This window comes from Pelotomaculum schinkii (assembly GCF_004369205.1).
In the GTDB taxonomy this organism is placed as follows: domain Bacteria; phylum Bacillota; class Desulfotomaculia; order Desulfotomaculales; family Pelotomaculaceae; genus Pelotomaculum_C; species Pelotomaculum_C schinkii.
Genome location: NZ_QFGA01000001.1, coordinates 1366760 through 1388716, shown reverse-complemented (window position 1 = coordinate 1388716; position 21957 = coordinate 1366760). Strand labels below are relative to the sequence as shown.

Annotated in this window: 16 protein-coding genes and 1 pseudogene; 6 read left to right on the top strand and 11 right to left on the bottom strand. The window is 44.2% G+C overall.

Features of this window, described 5'->3' with window-relative positions; translation table 11 throughout:
- Nucleotides 1-172: 172 nt before the first annotated feature.
- The 9 genes from Psch_RS06580 to Psch_RS06540 form a co-directional block, all read right to left on the bottom strand.
- The gene (locus Psch_RS06580) at nucleotides 173-1228 is read right to left on the bottom strand and encodes a DUF4236 domain-containing protein (protein ID WP_190239578.1); all 1056 of its coding nucleotides are present in this window, start codon (nucleotides 1226-1228) and stop codon (nucleotides 173-175) included.
- Between the two features lie 4 nt (nucleotides 1229-1232).
- Nucleotides 1233-1976, bottom strand: coding sequence for a PP2C family protein-serine/threonine phosphatase (locus Psch_RS06575; RefSeq protein WP_190239577.1), 744 nt, complete (start codon nucleotides 1974-1976; stop codon nucleotides 1233-1235).
- Entirely contained in the window at nucleotides 1973-3853 is a 1881-nt protein-coding gene (locus Psch_RS06570) for an AAA family ATPase (RefSeq protein ID WP_190239576.1), read from the bottom strand. Before Psch_RS06570 ends, Psch_RS06575 begins: the two co-directional genes overlap by 4 nt.
- A 413-nt stretch (nucleotides 3854-4266) precedes the next feature.
- Nucleotides 4267-4884, bottom strand: a complete 618-nt coding sequence (locus tag Psch_RS06565) for a 4Fe-4S single cluster domain-containing protein (protein WP_190239575.1) — start codon at nucleotides 4882-4884, stop codon at nucleotides 4267-4269.
- A complete protein-coding gene (locus Psch_RS06560) occupies nucleotides 4881-5498 on the bottom strand; it encodes an FHA domain-containing protein (protein ID WP_190239574.1) in 618 nt (205 codons plus the stop codon). Before Psch_RS06560 ends, Psch_RS06565 begins: the two co-directional genes overlap by 4 nt.
- A complete protein-coding gene (locus Psch_RS06555) occupies nucleotides 5498-6862 on the bottom strand; it encodes a hypothetical protein (RefSeq protein ID WP_190239573.1) in 1365 nt (454 codons plus the stop codon). The genes Psch_RS06560 and Psch_RS06555 overlap by 1 nt, the downstream gene beginning before the upstream one ends.
- Nucleotides 6863-6892: 30 nt before the next feature.
- Entirely contained in the window at nucleotides 6893-8587 is a 1695-nt protein-coding gene (locus Psch_RS06550) for a protein kinase domain-containing protein (RefSeq protein WP_190239572.1), read from the bottom strand.
- 1 nt (nucleotide 8588) lies between these two features.
- A complete protein-coding gene (locus Psch_RS06545; protein WP_190239571.1) occupies nucleotides 8589-15554 on the bottom strand; it encodes a DUF4011 domain-containing protein in 6966 nt (2321 codons plus the stop codon).
- Between the two features lie 84 nt (nucleotides 15555-15638).
- Entirely contained in the window at nucleotides 15639-15863 is a 225-nt protein-coding gene (locus Psch_RS06540; RefSeq protein ID WP_345789070.1) for a DNA-binding protein, read from the bottom strand.
- A gap of 417 nt (nucleotides 15864-16280) precedes the next feature.
- On the opposite strand from Psch_RS06540, the gene Psch_RS06535 reads away from it, so the two are divergent.
- The 6 genes and pseudogenes from Psch_RS06535 to Psch_RS21075 all read left to right on the top strand — a co-directional run bounded on the left by Psch_RS06535 (nucleotide 16281) and on the right by Psch_RS21075 (nucleotide 17819).
- Nucleotides 16281-16490, top strand: a complete 210-nt coding sequence (locus Psch_RS06535) for a hypothetical protein (RefSeq protein WP_190239569.1) — start codon at nucleotides 16281-16283, stop codon at nucleotides 16488-16490.
- Between the two features lie 37 nt (nucleotides 16491-16527).
- Nucleotides 16528-16749: pseudogene (locus tag Psch_RS06530) on the top strand (hypothetical protein); the annotation flags it as partial.
- Between the two features lie 65 nt (nucleotides 16750-16814).
- Nucleotides 16815-17006: an antitoxin VbhA family protein gene (locus Psch_RS06525; RefSeq protein WP_134218056.1), complete on the top strand. Its 192-nt coding sequence runs from the start codon at nucleotides 16815-16817 to the stop codon at nucleotides 17004-17006.
- Nucleotides 16990-17319, top strand: coding sequence for a Fic/DOC family protein (locus Psch_RS21085; protein ID WP_243120536.1), 330 nt, complete (start codon nucleotides 16990-16992; stop codon nucleotides 17317-17319). The genes Psch_RS06525 and Psch_RS21085 overlap by 17 nt, the downstream gene beginning before the upstream one ends.
- 33 nt (nucleotides 17320-17352) lie before the next feature.
- A complete protein-coding gene (locus tag Psch_RS21080) occupies nucleotides 17353-17589 on the top strand; it encodes a Fic family protein (RefSeq protein ID WP_243120537.1) in 237 nt (78 codons plus the stop codon).
- Nucleotides 17586-17819 carry a recombinase family protein gene (locus tag Psch_RS21075; protein ID WP_282432452.1) on the top strand — a complete coding sequence of 78 codons (234 nt, stop codon included), beginning with the start codon at nucleotides 17586-17588 and terminating at the stop codon, nucleotides 17817-17819. Before Psch_RS21080 ends, Psch_RS21075 begins: the two co-directional genes overlap by 4 nt.
- Before the next feature lie 109 nt (nucleotides 17820-17928).
- Here the strand turns inward: Psch_RS21075 and Psch_RS06510 are convergent, their stop codons facing one another.
- Both Psch_RS06510 and Psch_RS06505 read right to left on the bottom strand, forming a co-directional pair.
- On the bottom strand, nucleotides 17929-18687 hold the full coding sequence (locus tag Psch_RS06510) for a M48 family metallopeptidase (protein ID WP_190239568.1): 759 nt from the start codon (nucleotides 18685-18687) through the stop codon (nucleotides 17929-17931).
- A 3-nt stretch (nucleotides 18688-18690) separates the two neighbouring features.
- Entirely contained in the window at nucleotides 18691-21795 is a 3105-nt protein-coding gene (locus Psch_RS06505) for a type I restriction endonuclease subunit R (RefSeq protein ID WP_190239567.1), read from the bottom strand.
- Between the last annotated feature and the right edge of the window lie 162 nt (nucleotides 21796-21957).

Here is a 21957-nt window from a genome sequence, read left to right as displayed (position 1 = left end):
CTCTTGTTTCCTTTTTTTAGGGTTCATTCTGTTTTTATTGAGATTTTTCCTACTGTAATTGCTATCGTGAAAGCTCATCCCATTGTTCAAATGCACTACCTTACCAATAACCATGGGGCGAGGATTATTTGAAAATCACACCGGACTCGGTATGTTTCACCTCCTCACAGAATTAGCGCGCTAATGCCTCAAAATCTTGAGTCTTCTGAATATTGGAAAATTGCATTTCAACATTTATGCCATTCGGTGAAGTGATTGTTACTATACCATAGAGGCAGATCGGAAGCTGTCTGTTATTGCTATAGCGCCGATCTGGGGTTCCGTTTTTGTTCACATATTGCCATGTGCTGTCTACGACTTGAGCATCTTTTGGAACCCTGCCGGTCTCAACGAATTTGACCTGAGAAGTCCGTATTACCACATCGCTGTAGTTTACAGCACCAACTTTCTTTTTTCTGATGATAAATACTTTGTCCGGAAGGAACAGAAGCAATTCTTTTTGAAGCTTTAACTGAATTGTTTCAACATTTGTCCTGATATAATACGGAGTTCCTTTCTCTATTCTACAAACAACCCTCTTAATGTTTCTTCCCGCTCCGGCGTTAACCTTTGTGTTGGATACAGAAGCCTCTTGAATTACTTGCCATTCTCGGTCACCTTCAGACAAGACCAACCAAGCACCTATTCGCCTATTGTATTCATCTGCTTTCTCGTCGTCAAATGAGTAGTCGAGATCAACTACTCCGGTTTTATGGGCAACTACTTTCAGCACAATCCCGATAATAGGCAGAACAAAAAAATACCACTGAGCAAAGCCTAACAGTCCACACCACAAGAGGATTGTGCCCCATTTATTGAACCTCATCGTTTTCTCTATAGTTGCAGTGATATTATCAGCTTCCGCTGTCTTGAGTTGTTCAATATCTGCAATTTCGATATTTCGAACTTGATCGTAACCTGGTGTCTGGATGTAACCGGATGGGTCTGCATATTGATTAGTGCGGGTTCTTGTACCGTTATTGTTGGCGTGGTTATGCGAATTGTGGCCTGTTTCATCAACATATGAAATACCGGTGCCAGGTATCGAGTAAGTTCTGCGCGTGGCTCCTTTGGCTGTCTTAGTGATCCTATAGCCTGGGACACCCCAGCTGTATCCAATGCCAGATTTACTGAGATTGATTTTGAAACCTCCCCCGAGATTTATGCTTTTTCTCATGCGAAAACCCATTTTTCTATCCCTCCTGTGAATTGATGATGACTACAGATAAATCATCCTGTGATCCAGCACTCAGCGCTGACTCAACGATTCTCTCACATTTACAGTTTCCCGGAATATCCGATGACATGAATTGCTCTAATTCTGCGACACTTACAAAATCATGGACTCCATCGGATGTTAATAGCATTGTGTGAAATGCTTGTAAAGAACTTATATCCAGCCGTTTAAACAAAGTTTCATTGCCGCCGCCGAAGCAATTAGTGATCTCATTCTTATTGCATTGTTCAGCCTCGTCAATTCTTCCCATACTCTTTAGCCAGTTGCTTACGGTATGGTCATATGTCAGTTGCTTTAGAAAATGCGCCTGCACAACATAGGCTCTTGTATTTCCAATATGGATGAGATACTTTTCGGTTTCGGAAAATAGCACTCCGGTCAGTGTTGTCGCCAATTGGTATCGACCACTTTGCTGTTGACCAAAGGAAAGCAGTTCGGAATTGATCTTCCACAAATGCTTAGTGACCGCCTCTTTGGAGAGTTCTTCATTAGTTTCGGCAAATGACATCAGCGCATTGACAACGAACTCAGATGCTTCAGCGCCTCCTGTATTTCCGCCAACCCCATCTGCAACGCAAACAAAACCTCTTGCGGGAATAGGAAAGTCAGCGGAGGCATTACATATCACATTACGTCCGACAAGAACGCGATCTTCACTTACTGTTTTCCCGTTACCCGCTCGTGTGGCAACGTAAATCATTCGACCTCACCTCGAGTACAATTTAGATTAAACGGGATATTCTCAGCATCGATTGATCTGATGACAATTCTTTCATCTCCTTTTATGGAGTTGTCAAAGAGATAACGAGACAAGGGGTTTATGAGCAAACTCTCAACGATGTTACCGATGCCTCTGGCACCGTTTGCAAGATTGCCGAGAGACTTCTCAAGGAGCGTCGCTCTCGCTTCGTCTGACAATACCAGGTCGATTCTCTTTTCCGCTGCAAGGTTTTTGATTATCTTGTTTACCAAAGCATCCAAGATGATTTCAGCAACTGGTGGCCGAATGAAGTCGAATACGATGATGTTCTCTCCGATTCTATTGAGAATCTCAGGACGACCGAGCTCCAGCTTGAAATAGTCTTCAATAGCTTGCCTAACTTTTTTTTGAACTTCCGAGTATTCCATTTCTGCGGTGACATTGGGTTCTCTGCTGCCCATAGCATTCCAAGTAAAGATACCAAGGTTGCTTGTAAAAATAATAATACACTCGGAAAAATACACTGTATTTCCTTGCCCGTCGGTCATACGGCCGTCCTCTAATATTTGCAGGAACTTATCAAAGATCAAAGGATTCGCTTTTTCTATTTCGTCAAACAACAGAATGGAGAAAGGATTTTCCCTAACTGCATTTGTAAGTTGGCCTCCGGCTTCATAACCGACATATCCAGGAGGCGCCCCAAGGAGCTTCTGGTCACTATGGCTCTGACCATATTCACTCATATCAAAGCGAATACAGCAGCTTTCATCTCCAAACAGCTTTTCGGCAAGCGTTTTGGCTGTTTCGGTCTTGCCGGTACCAGTAGGCCCTGCAAAGAAGAGAATGCCCTTGGGCTTCGTATGGGATGAGTGCTGTAGCCCTGCCATACCGGTCACTGCGCGTTTGACAACGTCGAGCGTTTTGGTTATCGCATAGTCCTGCCCTTTGATCCTCTTTTCAAAATCCTCATGTGCATTTTTTAGTTCGTTTTCATCCAGCGTATCCCAAGGGTTTTCCTTAATCCCGTATTTGTACAGATCAATGACCGTTGACATGTGACGGATATGGGTTCGCTCGTTCTTGCACAGGCGGCGAAGACCGTTAATCTCCGTGAAGCTGAATCCTTCTGTCAGACCGACGAATTTATCTTGTACTTTTTCAAGCTCATCTGGATGTTCTTCATAGTAAGCGATATCTTCCGCATATATATCTGGGGCAAAGAAACTGGTAAAATTTTCACCTTTTACGAGCTGTTCGCGTTCCTCTTTGGAAGGTGTGCTGATTGTGATCGTCTTAACATTCGGGTTGTCATGGTAAAACCATACCGGAACGTCATTGGTTTTGTTTACGATCATTACGACGATATTCTTCAGAGCGCCTCCTTCTGTCCGGACGTCTTTCCCTTCAAGTGACGCCAGCAGTAAGTTTGTGAAGCTGTCTACCTCAGCTTGCTCCAGATTGTCCGGTGAAGTAATGTAGCGGGAGGCAAGATTCATGATAATGGCTGTTGAACTTTGATTTTGACTTACAGCAGAGCGCACGATAGCAGAGGCAGAATTTGTCTTGCCTTTGAATTCTGACCGAATGAATTTACCATCGTCTCTCGTATTGCTCAAGCGTGCGAATTCATCAATGTGGCCGTCTTCACAGGTATTATAAAAGCCCTGCATGCTGTCAAAGAACACGATGGTTTGATAGCCTATGTCTTTGAAATAGTAATGAAGATATTCTGGAAGCCTAAGAATACTCCCCTTGGAAATACTTCCTTCCAACGGGTATTGATAAACATCTAAAACATTTCCTTCTATAATAATCAAAGGCTTAATTCGGCTAAAGATACCGAGTTCACGGTGCCACTTTGATATATAGTCAGCCATTTCAAACCCTCCTCTTGAGCCTTTATAGATTAATTTAACATTTCCATAAGCTTTGGTGCTCGATCACGAGCATACTCATAATCACTTATCACCTCAACAATACCAGCTTGTGAGCGAGGTAACTTTGAAGGCAAACTCCTTCGAAGAATCCATCAATCCTGATGGACGTGTTCATCAGTCCAATTGTTTCATATTGCCCACCAGATAGCAGGTATACTTTGCTGTAGTTCACAATATTTGTTATAATTTTTATCCCATGCATCTATAGATATCAATCATATTGCCTGAAATCATTACGAAAGTTCCATTATATCTCTGGGCCAGAGAAGTAGTACTGTATCGACCAATTAATTGCACTAACCAGTAGTTCTCCACCTGTTTTTAATTTTTCATTATATGTCCCGTTCATTAGCCTACTCCCGATCTCTATTAACCCAATCAATTCGTTCATCAAGTTCTTTTTTAAAGCTGCTTCTATGAATTCCTACCGAAATGACTCCATCGGTCGTGGTGAAATTCTGTATCTGATTGTTTATTGTACTTAAATATTTCTCATAGCGTTCCTTGTATCTGTAATTGAGTATGTTGATTTTTTGATTGTCCGAGCCAACAAGAGGCGTGTTGTTATTGCGATCTTCGATATATGCTCCATCAATTAATATGGCAATAGAGTTAAGGATGCTGCCCATGTCTGGCGCATCTTTTTTATATAAAGCATCAATCGTATACCCCGAATAGATAAGAATATCATCGCTTATTTTTTTTATATATTTTATAAAGACGGCCAGTTCTTGGCTCTGATCCATAGGTTCGCCGCCAGTAATAGTGAAGCCGTCTACATACCGATTATTTGCTATCTCAGTTATAAGATTCAATAATTGTGAGACGCTTATTTCGTATTCATCCCGCATGTGCCACAGCTCTGGATTGCTGCATCCAGCGCATTCACGTGAACATCCACACAGCCAAATCCCAATGCGATTGCCGGGGCCGAGCACCTTAACTGGATAAAGGATTCTGGCTACATTCATGATGTCACCTTAAAAATGAAATACGCTGCGTTGGCTTGGCGCTGTTCATCTATAACCTTTCCACCAAGTCCAATTTCATCGCCTTCCTTCAGGAGAGTTGGCGATTCTTTGGATATTAGAGCATTATTGACGAAAGTATGATTAGTACTGCTCAAATTCTCAATAAAAACTTCATTTCCTACAATGGTAAACTTAGCGTGCTGTCGGCTCACATAAGGCTTCTGAGCGAGGTAATCCTGCATTTCTGCCTCGCGACCAATGATGGTAACAGGCTTATCGATGACAAAAGAGTAATCGTCAGATACGGATTGAAGCGCATATATGTTTTGCTTCTGAAAGGTCGCAGTCGGTCGTATGTCTGATATGTCTTCTCCACAGGAAATACACTTCCTTGCTTGGGGAGGATTATGTGCACCGCAATCGCAGATTTTCACTAACTCTTGTTGGGTATCGACTTTGGCTGAGTCTTCCTTTTCAAGGGTATCACTAAGCTCAGAGGCGCTGTCAACGACCTTAACTCCCGTGAGATCGGTTTCACATTTCTTACATTCTAAGAGAACGGGTGGATTGTGTTCACCACAAGCAGGGCAAACCTTATATTTTTCTAAAGCCATTAGCTATCATCCCTTCTCATGGTCTGTTTTACTGACGTTCTCTTGCGCTTGTTGGTGACAGTTATCGTAGCGATTGGCTTGGATGACTTTACTTCATAATCGTTGATGTTGATGATTGAAGCGTATTCTGTCGAGGGCGGAGACATGGCAATGCGTTTTCCGATGATGACGCTCTTTGCTTGTAATCTTTTCTCGATTTCGGCGAAATCTTCGCAGAATGATTCCATGTCTTCGCGCAACATATCCGTTTCTTCCAGATTCGGAACGCGATCAGCTCTGTCAATTCCACCAAGTTCCATAGTGATTTGACCATCGGAAGCATAGGTAACATTGACCGCAGTTCCTTTTCCATAAGAATACAACTCATTTCTGAAGCGTTTTCCGCTTCGCTTAGTTACTTCACGATGTCCGAGGAGGTCATATCCCATCTCAACCATAACCTGATCAACACAACTGCTGATGTATTCCTGCTCTTTTTGCCTCACGAGCTGCTTCTCGAGTTTGGAAATCTCGGTTTGTAAAAGCGAGATTGCTTCATCAGTTATGGGAACGGTTTTTGCTTCGCTGCCTGTCAAGGTGAATAGGGCTAAATAACGGGTTAATAGCATCTGATAATCGTTTTGTATTTTTGAAAGGCGCGAAACGGCATCCTGATACTTTTTCAACAACGGCTTAACAGAAACAGCTTCAAATGTCTTTAAGTAATCAAGATCTGTAATTTTCCCAAGTGCAGTTACAGCTTTCTTTGCTTCGGCTTTGATCTCTGCTGGACAGGAGCTGTCCAGCATGAGCGAGCTAAGTTTTCTTTCAAGCATTTTATACGTCGTATGGAAGTCATCCTTAGCAACATCGATAACGGCAATATCAAACGAAGCGGCTGCGTTGATATCCGAGACGATATCATCATAAAGCTCGCCCGAATGCTCCTTATTCTGATGACCGCCCTGAGATAATACTTTGCACAGATTGGCCTGATATGAAGCGGCCTCCGTTTGGATTGCTTTTATTTTTCCCAATAATGCTTTCTTATCAGCAAGAGCTTCATCGCTAATTGTAATCGTTGTTGCGGGCTGTGGGATGTTGTCCTCAAGATCCTTCTGGAATGCTGCACAGTCCTTTTTAAGCGTTGCTTTCAAATCAGTCAGCAACTGCACTTCTTCTGCGCCTTTTCCGGTTCTTTCGAGAAGCATAGAAAGATTGCTTAATATTGAATCAATGCTTCCACTTGAGCTTAATATTTCTCGAATCAGGTTGCGAATCTGTTCGACGCAAGCAAAAGTCTGTTGTTGACATCTGATTTGCCCACTAAGGTTGCGCCTCGCCCAAGCAGAGAGTTCATATACGGATATCTTAGGGCCACTCATAATTATTTACCTCTTTCTCGCTATGCGATGTCACTCGTTCATGAGTGATCTCCACCTGTCTAATTCTTTCTTTTTCCCAATTGCAGTAAGCCAGGCTTCAAGTTGAATGTCCAGATTTCCATCATAGTCCACGAGCTTATGGCAGAGGCTTTCAAACGCTTCAAAGGATTCATCCAATTGTGAACGCATATATCCCGCCAACTCTCCAACAGTTCTAAAGTGTTGACCTGCTATACATAGAAGTTTCTGCCCCGATATTGTATAGGCCATCAGGTAGAACGTTCTTTGCATATCCATGTGATTATTAATCTCAAACTGATATGAGTCTTCGATTGCAGTTGCCGCCTTTTTTAAGCTCTCGTTTTTGGGGGCAGCCATAGCGACATATTGCGATAGAAGCTTTTCGGTAAGTATGCTGGTATAATAAGGATATTGGCTTTTGTCTTTCTTCCATAGACGTTCCAGCATATCCCGCCCAAGCGCCGGAAGGCTTTCAAAAACTTGCCCTCTCCAATAGAGGCCTTTTAGCTTCGGGTTGATCTGATAGAGCAGTTTCCAAAAGATTATATCGTCTTTCCCGTTAGTGCGGCTTGCTTCTTCCTCGGCTTCAATGCAGTGTTTAGCAATGTCCTGATTAAATGCTCGGAAATGTGCGGTGGCCATACCTCTGAAAAGCTGTTTTTTGCCTTCTTCCCAATTCTTCGCAAATGCCGTCACCAGGGATGCCGGATCGGTAAATGACTCATTCATAAAGATGTAGGTCGGCATAATGCCTTTCCCGACATTACCGATACCTTCACCTGGAATGACAAGGCTTTCGCCATTGAGCCATTTGTTCACTTCGTCATATGTCCATCGACGATTGGGATTGCTCTTGTTTTTTCTGTTTGTGATATCGTAATAGGTCAGGGCAGAAATAAAGTCTTGGAGCAAAGCTGGCATATTTTCCGGAAACGGGATGCGCTGCACTGAAACATATTGCTCTATTTCCTCTGAGCTCATGTTCGCATAAGGGGTATAGCCGCAAAACAACTCAAAGAGCGTGATCCCGAAAGAATAGTAGTCGGATTCTTCGAGAAATAGGTTGCGAAATGTTTCCGGAGCAGAGTATTCGGGCGTCATGCCGGTCTTTGTTACTACAACGGTGCTGCCCTCGCTCACGACGGAGCTTATGCCGAAGTCTATAATTGCAACACTCTTGTCGTCATCAGCCAACATTATGTTTGATGGTTTGAGATCCTTGTGAATTATCCCGGAATCATGTAATGCTTTTAGTCCCTCGTTTATATTGGGAATCACCATACGAATAAGGTCATCATAGGAGCAAGTCTTGCCCTGAAGGCTTCCGTTTTTGTAATAGGGGATTATCTCAATTGGGAATCCATTATATGTTGATGTTTCATAGAGTTTTGCTACATATGGAGAATCAATGCTGAGAAGTGCTTGAATCACTTCGTCTTTAATGGCAAACTTCCGTTTATAGACTTTGGCAACATATTGATGACCATCAGCGGAGCAGACATATAGATCCGCCTCGCCTGATGTTACTTCCAGACGATTTTCGATAGTGTACTTATCACATACTATCGTGCCGGTTTCGAGAAGTCCTGTACTTACTTCGGAAACACTTTCAATTCGTGCCTGATACTGTTCAGCTATTTCGCTGTTTATCGCCGTTTGTGGGGCAGATTGAATTTCTTGATTAATCTGTGTTCTGTTATCCATTTCAAACTTCCTCCACAATATTGACCTTGCCATCGATCAGCTTGACTTGTCCGCTTGAAATCAGCCGAGACAATGCCTCTTTCACACAAGTCATGATTCTTTCGCCCTTACGGGCATATCCCAACACTCTGGCTGTTTCATCTATCAACCCTTCTGAAGAAAGACCAAAGGTGTGAGAAGCGATGGTCAGCATAGCCAATCCGATTTCGCTCGGTGAAATATAGTTTATTGGTCTTGGAGTATCGCCCTGCTTGGGGATTCTAACTCTTAAATTTGAAAAACCAGCCAAGATCACAAACCCGTCAGAATTGGTTAGAATTTCTTTTGCTTTTGTGGCGCGTAAGGCTTGATTAATTGTATTTCTGACTGGTGCGGTAGCTTTTTGCCGTCCAAAGGCTCCCGCCATTCGCTGATACAACAAATCCTTGCTAATGGGCTGTTCGATCCCAACTATATATTTGATTTCCTCAATTATTCTGTTCGTGCCCTGATACTGCAGGATGTTCGGAGTTTCTGACCATACGGCTTCAGTGTAATAGTCAAAACCGTATGGATTATCAGGCGTTCCATTTTTTGTTGCCGTAGAAGGAGTTTCCTTAATTTCCTCGACTATTTCATATGTGTCTGGAACCGCAGAAACAGACTGTTCTGTTATTACTGGTGTAATATCCTCATGGTAATTATCTACAGTTTCCTTAATGAACGAAATGAGCTTTTCTCCTTCAATTTCTGGATTCTTAATCCACTCCGTCGACCAGACGCGATAGATGCTCCATCCCATCGCTTTCAGTACAGACTTGCGAAGATGATCCCTATCCCTTGCGGTTTTTACAGCGATATATGAGAAACCGTCACACTCAATGCCCGCGATAAAACGTCCATCTTTCTCTGGATGTTCAACTGCGATATCGATCCTATATCCAGAGCAACCAACGTGCTTTCTAATGCGATATCCATTTCGTTCAATGTAATCACTGATAGTATCCACAAAATCATCATTGCTGCCAGCATCAGAACGTCCTGATCTAAGGGAAGCTGACCCATTCATAGCGAACTCGATATATGAACGTAACATTCGCACACCTTCGGATTCTGTGCGAGAAAGATCGATATCCGAAGGCAGGATTGAACTCACAAGTTTGACATTTCGTTTTGCACGGGTGATTGCCACATTCAGTCTGCGCTCACCGCCCTGATGCCCAAGTGGGCCAAAACGCATTGACATAGGCCTGTTATTTGCACGTTGGTCTTTTGTCTTGGCGTAACCGATACTGAAAATAATTGTATCTCGTTCATCGCCTTGAACATTTTCAAGATTCTTCACGAAGAACTCGTCCTCTTTGTCTTCAGCGAAAAATTCTTCGAATTCTGGATTCTGCTCTCTGAAACGCTGTATCTCATAAGATATGGCCTGCTGCTGTTTCTCACTAAATGCTATTATCCCAAGTGAGCGAGTGGGATGCTTTTTAATGTGGTCCTTGACAAGTTCAACACAGCGTTTTGCTTCCTGAACATTGCAGTTTTTACCGCCGCTTTCATAGGCGCCATGTTCAACGTAGACAAATTCAACACCGGTATCTTCTTCTTTTTCTATACTGCTCGGGAAAGTCACCAGTTCGTTTTTATAGATTTCTTGGTTTGAAAATGCTATAAGATGTTCATGCTTACTCCTGTAATGCCAGAGAAGAGTGCGGTTTGGTAGTACATTTGTGGTTTCTTCGAGGATCGAGTCGTAGATTGCATCTTCATATTCCTTATCGTCCTCGTTATCATAGTCATTCTCGCTGTTATTGGTGCTGGCGGCAAAGAAGTTTGTCGGAGGAAGCTGTTTGCTGTCGCCGGCAATGATGACTTGTGCGCCTCTGAATATTGCGCCTATAGCATCTTGCGGGAAAATCTGAGACGCCTCATCAAAGATAACCATATCAAACTGATAAGATTCAGCTTCGAGGAAATAGGCAACTGAAAGCGGTGACATCATCAGGCATGGTTTAAGTGTCAGCAGTAGATTGGGGATAGAACGGAACAACTTTCTCAGAGGCATGATCCGGCGCTTTTTCCCAAGCTCATGCAATAGGATACTCATCTCATCATTTGCTGTCATCACTCTATTGGTATCTGGGAAAGTGCTGATAATCTTGTCTCGGATCCGCATTTGAGCGATTGCCAATTGCTTGTCATCAAGCACCACAAATCTGTTGATCCTCTCGTCATGAACACGACGCCGGAACTGCTGCACGGAGGCTTTGCTGTCGATAACCGCTACACTCCATTGTCGATAAAAGCCCCTGCTGAATGCATCAGAGACGCCTGGGATAGAGTTATCTTGAGCATCAATTTTTGTAGTAAAGTCCGAAAGGCCGACTTTATCACATTCGGCTTTGGTTTCTGTGTAGTCCAGCCACTTATCTAGCATACTGTAATTATCGATGCATCGTCTAAACCGCATAGCAAGGTCAATCAGAGAAGAGTTGAATAAATCCGCATCTTCTCTGAACAGCTTGACAAAACTACGAACCGGTTGCTGTGCAGAAGTGTATCTGTTTTGTAAGTCATCTTTTGCTTTTGACAGATCCAAACGCACTTCACGATCATCGCAGAGCAATTCTATAAATTCCTCTGTAGTAAACTCAAAATCTTTACACGCAAACAGATCCCCGACTTTGTCTAGGTCATCAATTATGGCATCCCATTCCGTTTCAATCTCTTGATACCTGTCACCAAAGAGTTCTTTGTTGGGTGCTCCATTCGCAAGCAAATCGGCCTTGGCTGCCTTAACTTCCACAGCCTTACTAATATGCATGGTCATATCGGCCAGCGGAATTTCATCTTTCGCGTGGCGCTGAACCGTATTGATGCATTCGATAATCTTTGCGCTTGCTGCTCTGAGCGCACTTAAGCAAGGCAGAATGTCTTTCTCAACTGAAAGTCCTGCCGAATCAGCTATGTGAGTAGTGGCGTTACCCGATTTAATCTGAGCATCTGATATGTTCTCTTGGGACAAGGTATGTGCAATACCAGTAAGCTTCGAATACTCCGCTGAGTGGGAAGCCTTATCGCAGATTATGTCGATAATCTTTGATGATACAATCCCGTGAGGAAAGATCTTACACAGAGATGCGACAAAAGACAGTCCAGTACTTAAGCTCTGCCAGTCAGTACTCATCCCGAGATAGTAATCACCAAAACAGGAACGCAAGACCTGCTCGTTATCGGCAAACCATTGCTTCTCCGAATTAATATCTTTCAGTTTTTGCAATAGTATAATAATTTCTTCATCGCCAATTTCTTTTCTGATAGATTTAGACATCCCACATATGAACTCAACATCCTTTTGATATTCAAACATTAAATCTGTGAAAACTCTACTATACTCTGTCGTAAAGCGTACCAACATCGCTTCCGCGTCAATGGATAATATTCCTGGCTCCCATTGCTCCAGCAGAGCCTTCATCTGGGCCTGGATATTATCAAAATTTGATTTCACCATTTCTATTTGGCGGCCAACCCGTGAATATATCGCGCGTAAACTATTCCAATCCGTATCTAACCCAAAGTAATAGTTTCCGAAGTGAGAGCGTATTAGCGTTTCGTTTTCCGCCATTCGTTGCTTTTCTGTATTGATGGCTTTGATATCTTGTAACAGCGAAACAATAACATCATCATTTATTTTTCCACCAACAGATTTGGATACACAGCGAATGGCCTTAACATCCCTTCTGTATGCAGATTTTAAACGTCTGAAAATGCCAGTATACTCCGTCTTGAAACGTCCCAGCATTGCTTCCGTGTCAATCTCGAAAACTTCCGGCTCCCATTGTTCCAATAAGGCCTGCATCCAGATGTGAATGCTGTCAGAGTTTGATTTCACCATTTCTATTTGACGGCCAACCCGTGAATAAACCGCGTGTAAATTATTCCAATCCGTGTCCAAACCGAAGTAATTACTTCCAAAATGAGAGCATATAAGCGTTTCGTTTTCCGCCATCCTTTGCTTTTCTGTATTAATGGCCTTGATATTTTGTAACAGCGAAACAATAACATCGTCGCTGGTTTTTTGAATAACAGACTTTGACATACCGTAAATAGTCTCAACATCTTGCCTGTATGCAATCACCGAATCTTTAAAGCTGCTGTTATATTTCGTCATAAAACGTTCCAGCATTGAATCTGCGTTAATTGTAAAAACTTCAGGTTCCCAATGTTCCAATAAAGCCTGCGACTTTGCCTGAACACTTGCAGTATGCGACTTTGCAATATCAATTTGATGGACAGCCTGGTTATAAATAAAAGTGTCAAACCATTCACGCCTTGCAGCGGTCATGGTAATTAAAGCCTCTGCGATTTGTCCGATCTTGCTCATGTTTTCAAATGTATCCGTAATGTCGATATGAAGAATGTCAATAGCCTCATGGTATTTCGCGATGATTTCTGTTATCTGAGTAACTAAGGCTTTGGCATAGACATTGACATTTTCTACTCTAGTGAATATATCCCCGGCCAACAAAGTCGAATAATTACCGATTTGCTGAATTGCCGCAATGTTTGCGTTCATAGATTCAGTCCATGCGTTCAAGTCAACATCAAATATGGTGTCTGCAAAATGACTCTGTACTTCGGTCAGCACTGATAAATACTTCAGCTTCAACTTTTTGGCTTTATTTGCGGCAGAAAGAAGCTGTGCACGTCTTTCCGAGCTGCACCAGTCGAACGGGAACAGAGGGGTTTTTTCTATTTCGCTGAGCATAGAAATAATTCGCTGAACGTCGTTCCAAGTAGCTTCTCCGCCAAAACCATATTTGTTCTGATAATTGGATAAAGCCTCATATAATGAGGAGAGCTGCTGATCCAAGCCTTGCGTTTCAGCCAATAATTGGGATTTGAATTCTTGACTTATTGAGGTCACAACCGAACCATACCAAGGGTTATCTGTCAGTTTACCACCCATATTAGCAAGAGCTTTTGCATAATTCCTGACACAGTAAATCATTGTATTGAACTGGTCAGCAGAAACGGCAGTGGGATTGTCGATCACAAACGGGATCGCCGTTGCAGTATCTAGCTTTGACAGCTTCCCGAATACGACATAGAGGCTCTCTCCGAGGGGAGCAACTTCTTCATGAAGCTCATGGGCATATTGATTCAGATATTCACGGTCGTGGAACAGCTCGTTAAGCTCAGCCATAACACTGTCCTTAACACGATTGTGTGGCAGTTTCAAGTTGTCGCCAATACTATCGAGAATCTCTTTTTTGTTGGCTTTATGGCTGTGCAGGGCGAGGCAGAAATCATCCAGATGAACTTCCGAAAGCCGCTTATAAACGACCTGAAGTGCCGCAGCTTTTTCGGAAACAAACAGAACCTTTTTACCATCTGCCAGAGCCTCGGCTATAATATTCGTTATCGTCTGGCTTTTGCCAGTGCCGGGAGGGCCTTGCATAACAAAACTGACGCCAATCTTGGAGAGCAGAATCGCTTCCTGTTGACTGGAGTCTGAATTGACTACTTGATACCAATCGTATGGAGCCACGCGGTCAAAACTGAAATTGAGATATTCCTTGGGGATTACATTGGCTACGCTGGTATCTCCTGTGATGGCTCGAATTACGGGATTGTTCAGCATCCTTTCGCGGTTATTGTTTAGATCGTGGTACATACTGATTTTGAGGAAAGACAACAATCCCATGCTGACTTCTCGCACAAGCTTCCAGCCACGCTTGTCGACGATATCCTCGATTACTTCCATGTACTGATCAATCGAAGATGCGTCCTTGAGTTCGAAGGTGGGCAGATCGATGCCGTATTCTTGATTAAACAGGTAGTCGAGCGTCGGGTTGACTTCGATCTCATCATCATAACGACTGATAGTATAGGGGGCTTGGATAGATTCTATCTTGAGAGAAACCGGCATCATAAGAATCGGGGATTTTAGCCAGGGGGAGCTGGCCACATTGTTCTCTTTCCATTCGATAAACCCAAAGGACAAGTAGAGTATATTTGTACCTTGTTCGTCTCTGGCAAGCTTGGATTTGGTACGGAGATTTTTTAGTGTTTTCTGCCGCTCTAAAATAGTTCCTTCAGTTTTAATATCTCCAATATGTACCGGAAGAGGATATGACAAGGTTTCCAGCAGCGAAAGCATCGAGAAGGTTCTCAAATCAGAGTCCTTATCGATTGGGCGCTGGAAGGTTAGTTCTTCTTCATTGAGGGCAAGGCGATTGAACAGCTCGGAAAACTCAGGCTCTAAGATGCGGAGCGTCGCCCGCTTTGTTTCGCGGTAATTGATCATCTTGTTGCGTTTACCGAAATCCAGAAGCTGATTCTTCCAATACTCTATTTTTCGATCCAAGGCGTCAAACTGAGCAGGAGGCTGAACCGGAGCCGAAGTAAAAGACGGCAGCGGTATCGCGTCTTCTATTTTGGGAGGAGGGGCCGCTTCCGGAGCTTTGGATTCCTCAGCCTGCATCTGAGTTATGGCTTGCTGTAGAGCGCCCAACAAAGTCTCTTGAGACATCTTTCGTATCGCACCCTCATTAATTACCTGTGCCGGTGCTTGCGGAGTAGAGGGAGCTGGCGCTGGCACAGGAGCCATCTGAACAAAGGCGGTTTGCTGTCTTTGCTGTACGGGGGCAGTGGCAGCAAATTGAGCCGGCGCTTGAGCAGCAACGGCAGGCTCATGCTGTGCTGAAAGGCTTCGCTGATAGTTCTCCTTGATGGAATTATTATACCCCTGTGCATCTCTGGAATAGCGGTTATAGGCGTTTGCCCAACTGTTGCTTCGTGCCGCGTTGCATGAAGAATATATAGCACCACAAACAGGACACTTATGTTCTGCAGACAGGGCACAAACAGGTTGCCGCGAATATACGTCCCTGAGAATCTGACGGCTGATCCTGCCGCATTTGGGACATACCACAACAACAACCTTTGAACCTGTGGAGCTGCTTATAAACACCATTTCAGACATATCATAAACCTCGTTTCAGGTAAAATGCTTATATTTTGTTTCTATCTAGCTTTACGACAAATTGTTTTTGATGTCCTGTCATTTTTATGGATCGATATCGCTGTTAAGCTTCTTTTTATTTTTGTATCTTTCACAATAGCCAATATATTTTCCACTCTTTATGCGGGCATCAGCAGGTTTCTCAGTATTTTTGGGAATAAGCCAAATGCTACCTGCTTTTTCTGCATCTTTAATCCGACCCTCGATACAGAGGGTCTGAATGCGTCTCGTGGTGATACCCCACTTTTTTGAAGCCTCGGAAATAAGCATATAATCCACTAGAAACATCCTTTTCTTTTGCGGAGTTCATCAAAAATATTATGGAATTATTTTACTCTAACTTACGAACAATATCAATTTAAAAATGAAAATTTTGTCAAAATAAGCATAGCTATATCGGATTGAGTGTGGTATTGTAATGTCGCTGAAGGAGGCCAGAACTATGGAAAACATACTGAGATCCCTGAGCGATCATTTCTACCGCAAGCCAGAAACCACACAGCAGGAAAGGCGACTAGAAACGAACCACCATCTATTGATCAAGAGGTTAAGCAAAGGAATCGCAAGCTGGTGCTGCGGATCATCGACGACAAGGATCAGAGCTGCGCGGATGTTTCACTGGATAGCTTCACTTTCTCTTTGGACGCGGAGAAAGGCTTTTAGTGGAAAGGTTATTGCGATACCACGGTGGATGAAGTTCTTTCCGGCACAGGTTCGGTGCAGACCAAAACCATGCAGATGGAGCAGGAGCTCAAGGAATTGCTCATCAGACCTGTTCCGGTGGAGGAAGTATTCCAGCGGGCCAAGGAGCTTGACATCTCGGAACGCACCGTCAACATTGCAAAAAAGAATACAGGCGCGCAATCGGTGCGGCTTGGAAACCAGTGGTACTGGTAGCTTCCCGAATCAAGGATGTAAGGGTGCAATGTCATACACAGGCGCGGTTGACGCGTCTGAAAACCGTACCGCCCGTCTGCTGTTCAAGCTGGCGGTGGAGATGTCTATGATGATGAATATCCTTGCCGCTAATGCGGATGTGGATGAGACCACATTGGGGAATCTCCGCAGGAAGTGTGTGCAGGATGTCAAGCGGTCTGTCGGCAGCGTGCATTTCGAGGATGTCTATCGCTTTCAGAAGGCCAGGAAAAGGCTGTAAAGCCTTGCTCTGGTTGATTTTTTACAGATTTTATGCTATACTGAATACGAAAACGAGGTGTTTTTATGAAAGATTTAGAGCGAATGATTGAGGATGTGAACGCCTCTATGGCGATGGAAGGTATGCCTCTCACAAAAGAAGATAAAGCGCGCATGCGATATTGTGCCGGAGATAAAAAGAAAACGGATCAGGTTGTCGCTGATCTTATACGAAAGCATTCGGTCAAAGCGAGGGGTGTTCATGAACAAAAATTATAAATATGACTATGAATGGGATAGCAGATACTGTTATCCCAATTCTTTTGTTCTGAAGAACAAACTGGGTTTAAGGGATGCCGAACAACTGCATATTGCGGAAAGGGAAATCACCTCCGTTCGGATACTGGAGGCAAGGGTTAACCCTATTCCCGGCAGTTTTGATTTAAAGCATCTGCAGGACATACACCGGTACATTTTCAAAGATATCTATGAATGGGCAGGCAAACTGCGATGGGTAAACGTCTCCAAAGGAAATCAGTTCTGCCTCTATCCGTACATAGAATCAATGCAAACGAGCTGTTTGGCAGGCTGAAAAAGGAGACATACCTTATCGGTACTTCGGAAAATGAGATCCCCTTCCGCCTATCCTTTTATCAGTGAGATCAATATGCTCCATCCGTTTCGGGAAGGCAACGGACGGGTACAACGGCTTTTTATTCAATATCTTGCCGAAAACGCGGGATACCAGGTAGACTTTTCGCAGGTTACAGACAAGGAAATGATAGAGGCCAGCGCGGAAGCCTTTGCCTGTCATTACGGTAAAATGGATGCGCTTTTTCAGCGGATCACTACACCCTTATAGGAACTAACGATGGGACAAACCTTCCGAAGAACAAGAAACGGATTGAGCGACCCAAATCGGAACAACTGCGGTTCGAGAACACACACGAGCCGCTGGTGACGAAGGAAACCTGGGATATCGTTCAGGATATCCGAAAGCATAAGCGGCGCAGAGCCAACATGGCTGAGCAGAATATTTTCTCTGGTCTGGTCTACTGTGCCGACTGCGGCGGGACGATGGTACTACACTGAGCACATACAATGGACGCGGTGAAAAACAACTTCGCGTGTTTCACCTACAAGAAGCGCGGTAAGGAGGTCTGCACGGGACACTATATTCGGGAGAGTCAACTGGCGGAAATCATTTTAGACAGGGATGCACACGGGCATAATAACCCAGTCCTTTAACAACTTCGTGGTCAAGAATCCTTTTGCGCTCTTGCCAATCCGGCATGTGTACGGTCAGAAAATCATAGAAATCTTTATTGTGCTTAGGATAAAGGAAGTGTGCCAGCTCATGTAAAACAACATAGTCAATACAAGGCGGTGCAGCTTTATACAGATAGTAGTTTAGATTGATTTTATTGTGCTTTCTTGAACAGCTGCCCCATAGGGTTTTCATTTTTCTAACTTGCAGGTTTGGTTTGTTGATGCCATGTTTGGCGATAATCGGATACAGCCTGTCGATAACCGCCAGAAAGTAAGACTTGCTCCGGCTGAGCCACCAGCGCTCAAACTGCTTTAATAAAGCCTGTTGATCCCCGGCAACAGGAGATTGTATATAAATATAGTCCTCTTTCTGCTCTATTATGCGTTTTTTGGCTTCATTGACAATGATTCTAACTTGCCTGCCCAAAATGCGGGTGGACGCGCCGCTGAATATGCTTGTTTCAAATTCAGTGGCCTCTGTTTCTTTGAAATAGTGCAGGGACTTTTCAATCCAGGGGGTATTGCTGGTGAGAAAATCATCGATGTACGCGTCCGGCACGCCCAGGGGCGCGGATAGCTTGATAACGCTGTTTGGGCACACCTTGAGCCGGATTTTTTTTACGTTTTTACGTTCAATGATTACTTCAACATCGCTCAATGGTCTAGTTAAAAATAGTTTTTTTGTATTCACAGCCTAATACCTGCTCACTGCAGTTTTCATGAGTCCTTCAAGCATTAGATCAATTTTATCAACAGACAGTTTGATCCCGTGTTCTTCGATAAAATCCCAAATAAGGTCGTCCAGCGCTTGCTGCATGTCTTTATTAACCGCCACATTAAAACGCCAGTCCACCTTGGCCCGGCTGAAAATTGCCTTTTTAACCTCAATGGCCATTTGTCCCATAGCTTCATCTAATTTGGTTGAAACGTCCTTTATTTCCCCGGCAATGATGCTCTGAATCGTCCCGTAAAAGGCCTTGGCGTCACTATCATTGTCTATGCAGGCGGGATAGCGGTGACCGGTGTAGCCTCTTTTGAAATCATCCGCCATTCTCTCCATAGCATATAGATAAGTTTCATCATTTCTTGATCCCATGTATTCAGCAAGGGTTTCCTTGACCTGCTCGGAAAACTTCTCGTACAGTAAAGGGTCATCGTAGCGGCAGGTTTCCAGTTCTCTATCCATGCGGGTACGAATGGAGTCCCCTTTGGCGGCTTTACTATCCAATTTTTCAAGCTGCGCTTTCATGCCTTCGGTATCGTGGATGGAAACGGGTTCAACAATGATTTGGCTTGGTTCGGAAAGCACAAAGTTATTCAGCAGGCTGCGAATGCCGTCTTCATATATACCGAAATCAACTCTTTCACTGTAACGCAGCAAAACTGCTCCACGGAGTTTTTGGAAATGAAGCAAGTCTTGCTTGTATTTCTGGACCTTCTCGTATCCGACAGCATTGTAAAGCGCGTAGCTTCCCATGGCCAAATCCAATAAGCGTGAATATATTGAAAGTCTTTCATAAAACATCTTTCTCAAATCATCATCTGCCAACACGCTTTGCCAGCCCTCGGAGCTGTTCCGGTCCAATTCTTTTCCTTGAAATATTGTCCATAAATCCTGATGGGCTGCTTCCAGCTTGAGCTTTTGATCACCGGCGCCAAGAATTGCATTTTCGATATCAGCCTGATCATATCCATCCATACCGGATTTTTCGTCCGAGTACATATCCATGGCAGTGTTCAGCTTGCTGAAAATACCCCAATAATCAACGATGAGCCCAAAGTCCTTGCCGGGATACACGCGGTTGACGCGGGCGATGGCCTGCAGCAATGAATGTTCCTTCATGGGTTTATCTACATACAGGACGGCGGCGATGGGCGCGTCAAAACCGGTCAGCAGCATATCTTTGACGATCAGCATATCGATGTCGTCGCCGCCAACGAAACTGTTCTTGGCCCAGTCCGCATATTCCTCGTAATTGTTGCTGAAGAGGGGCTCGACCTCCTCTTTGAAAAAGGCCCTGATTTTCTTCCTGTTTTCAGGCGTGAGCTCTTCACCCTCCTTAACATTTTCGGGTGATATCACCACCGCTGTTTTTACCCCGCCAAGCTTCTTTATGGATTTATGCAGGTCAATGGCGGCCGGGCGGGATGAGGACGCCAGTATTGCTTTAAAGCCCTTTGGTTTGGCGAAACGAATGAAATGCTCATGGATATCAAAAGCCACCATGTCGATACGCTGGCGTGTCTGAGACAGGGGGGAAAAGCGGCTCCACTTGCGCTTCATATCTTCCTGCCGCTCATGATTCAGCGGCGCGATGATGTATTTGAGGTAATCGTCTATCTTCTCGCCGGCCACATCCTGGGGGATGATTCTGCCCTCGTATACCAGGGGAACGATCACACCGTCTTCAACTGCCCGGTCAATGGGGTAACTGTCAATAAGCGGACCAAACCTTTTATAAGTGTTGAACTTGTCTTTCTTGAGCAGAGGCGTGCCGGTGAATCCAATTTTTGTCGCATTCGGCAATACGTCAATCATCATGTTGTGCAGCTGGCCATACTGGCTGCGGTGGCTCTCGTCCACCAGCAAGAAAATATTTTCGTCTGTGATCTGAACCCTGCTTTTTGCCGCTGCGTCGAATTTATGCACAAGGGTGGTAATGATGGTTTCGCCTTTGTTATTTAAAAGTGAAATCAAGCCCTTGCCGGTTTTGGCCCTGGTTGGGCTGAGCTGGGTCTTGGCAAAGTTATCCCGAAGCTGTTTATCCAGATTGATCCGGTCGTTAACCAAAACAAAACGGGAGTTTTTAAGATCCGGATCAGCCAGGATTTTTTTAATCAGCATGACCATGGTCAGAGATTTACCGCTGCCTTGTGTATGCCAAATCACGCCGTTTTTGGTATTCTGGCCATCTGCGCCTTTTATGCGCTGCATGGCTTTTTGGATACCGAAGAACTGCTGATAACGGGCTATTTTTTTGACATTGTTATCATACAGGGTGAAATAGCGAATCAGTTCCAGCAATCTCTCCCGGGAGAGCAGGGAAACAATAGCCCGATCCTGCTCCATAACCCGTCCGTCGGGGCTGACATTTTTGCATTTTCCCTGCTGCCATTGATAGTCTTTTTCCCGCCAGGTATTAAAGTATTCGGCCAATGTGCCGCAGGTGCCGTATTTAACGGTGTTGGGGTTCATGGCCATGACGATCTGGGTAAATTTAAACAGATGGGGGATATATTCAGGCTGCCAGTTGCGTATGTTTTGGGCGACGCCCTGCTCCACATTCGCACCGGATTTTTTGCACTCGATCACCACCAGGGGAATACCGTTTACCAGCAGCACGATATCCGGCCTTGCATATTTGCCGTTGGAGCATTCTACAGAGAATTCATCGGTAACCTGCCAGATATTGTTTTCCGGCTGTTCCCAATCAATAAATTTTAAGTCGAAGGATTGCCGGACACCATCAAATAACTCCTCTTCATAGCTGTTGCCGGAGGTAAGCAGGTCATAAATTGTCCTGCTCGCGGACATCAGACCAGAAAAAAGCGGCACATCAATATCATTGATGGCCTTGCCTATGGTACGGTCGGAAAAGGGCGTTCGCCTGCCTCTGTACACAAAAGACTGACGGTGCAAAAACTCCCGTAACACTTCAGGAAACAGAACACTGGAAAGCCGTCCCCGCAAAATTTCCGCATGGGAACGGGGTATATATTGATAGCCTAATTTTTCCAAGACCTTAATCGCCCGGTTCTGGCTTTCAGGCCGTTCATCGAATATGGTATGGTCGGGCACCAGGTTCACCTCTGTTGTCTATTTGATTTCAGTCATTGCGCCCTGCGCCATTTTGGCCGCCACAGCAGAGGCAACTTTTCTTAGAGTTTCAATCATAAAAGGTAATCTTTTTTCGCTAATTACAGAATTCGTTTTGTTCGGATTAATTTCATATCTTAGCGG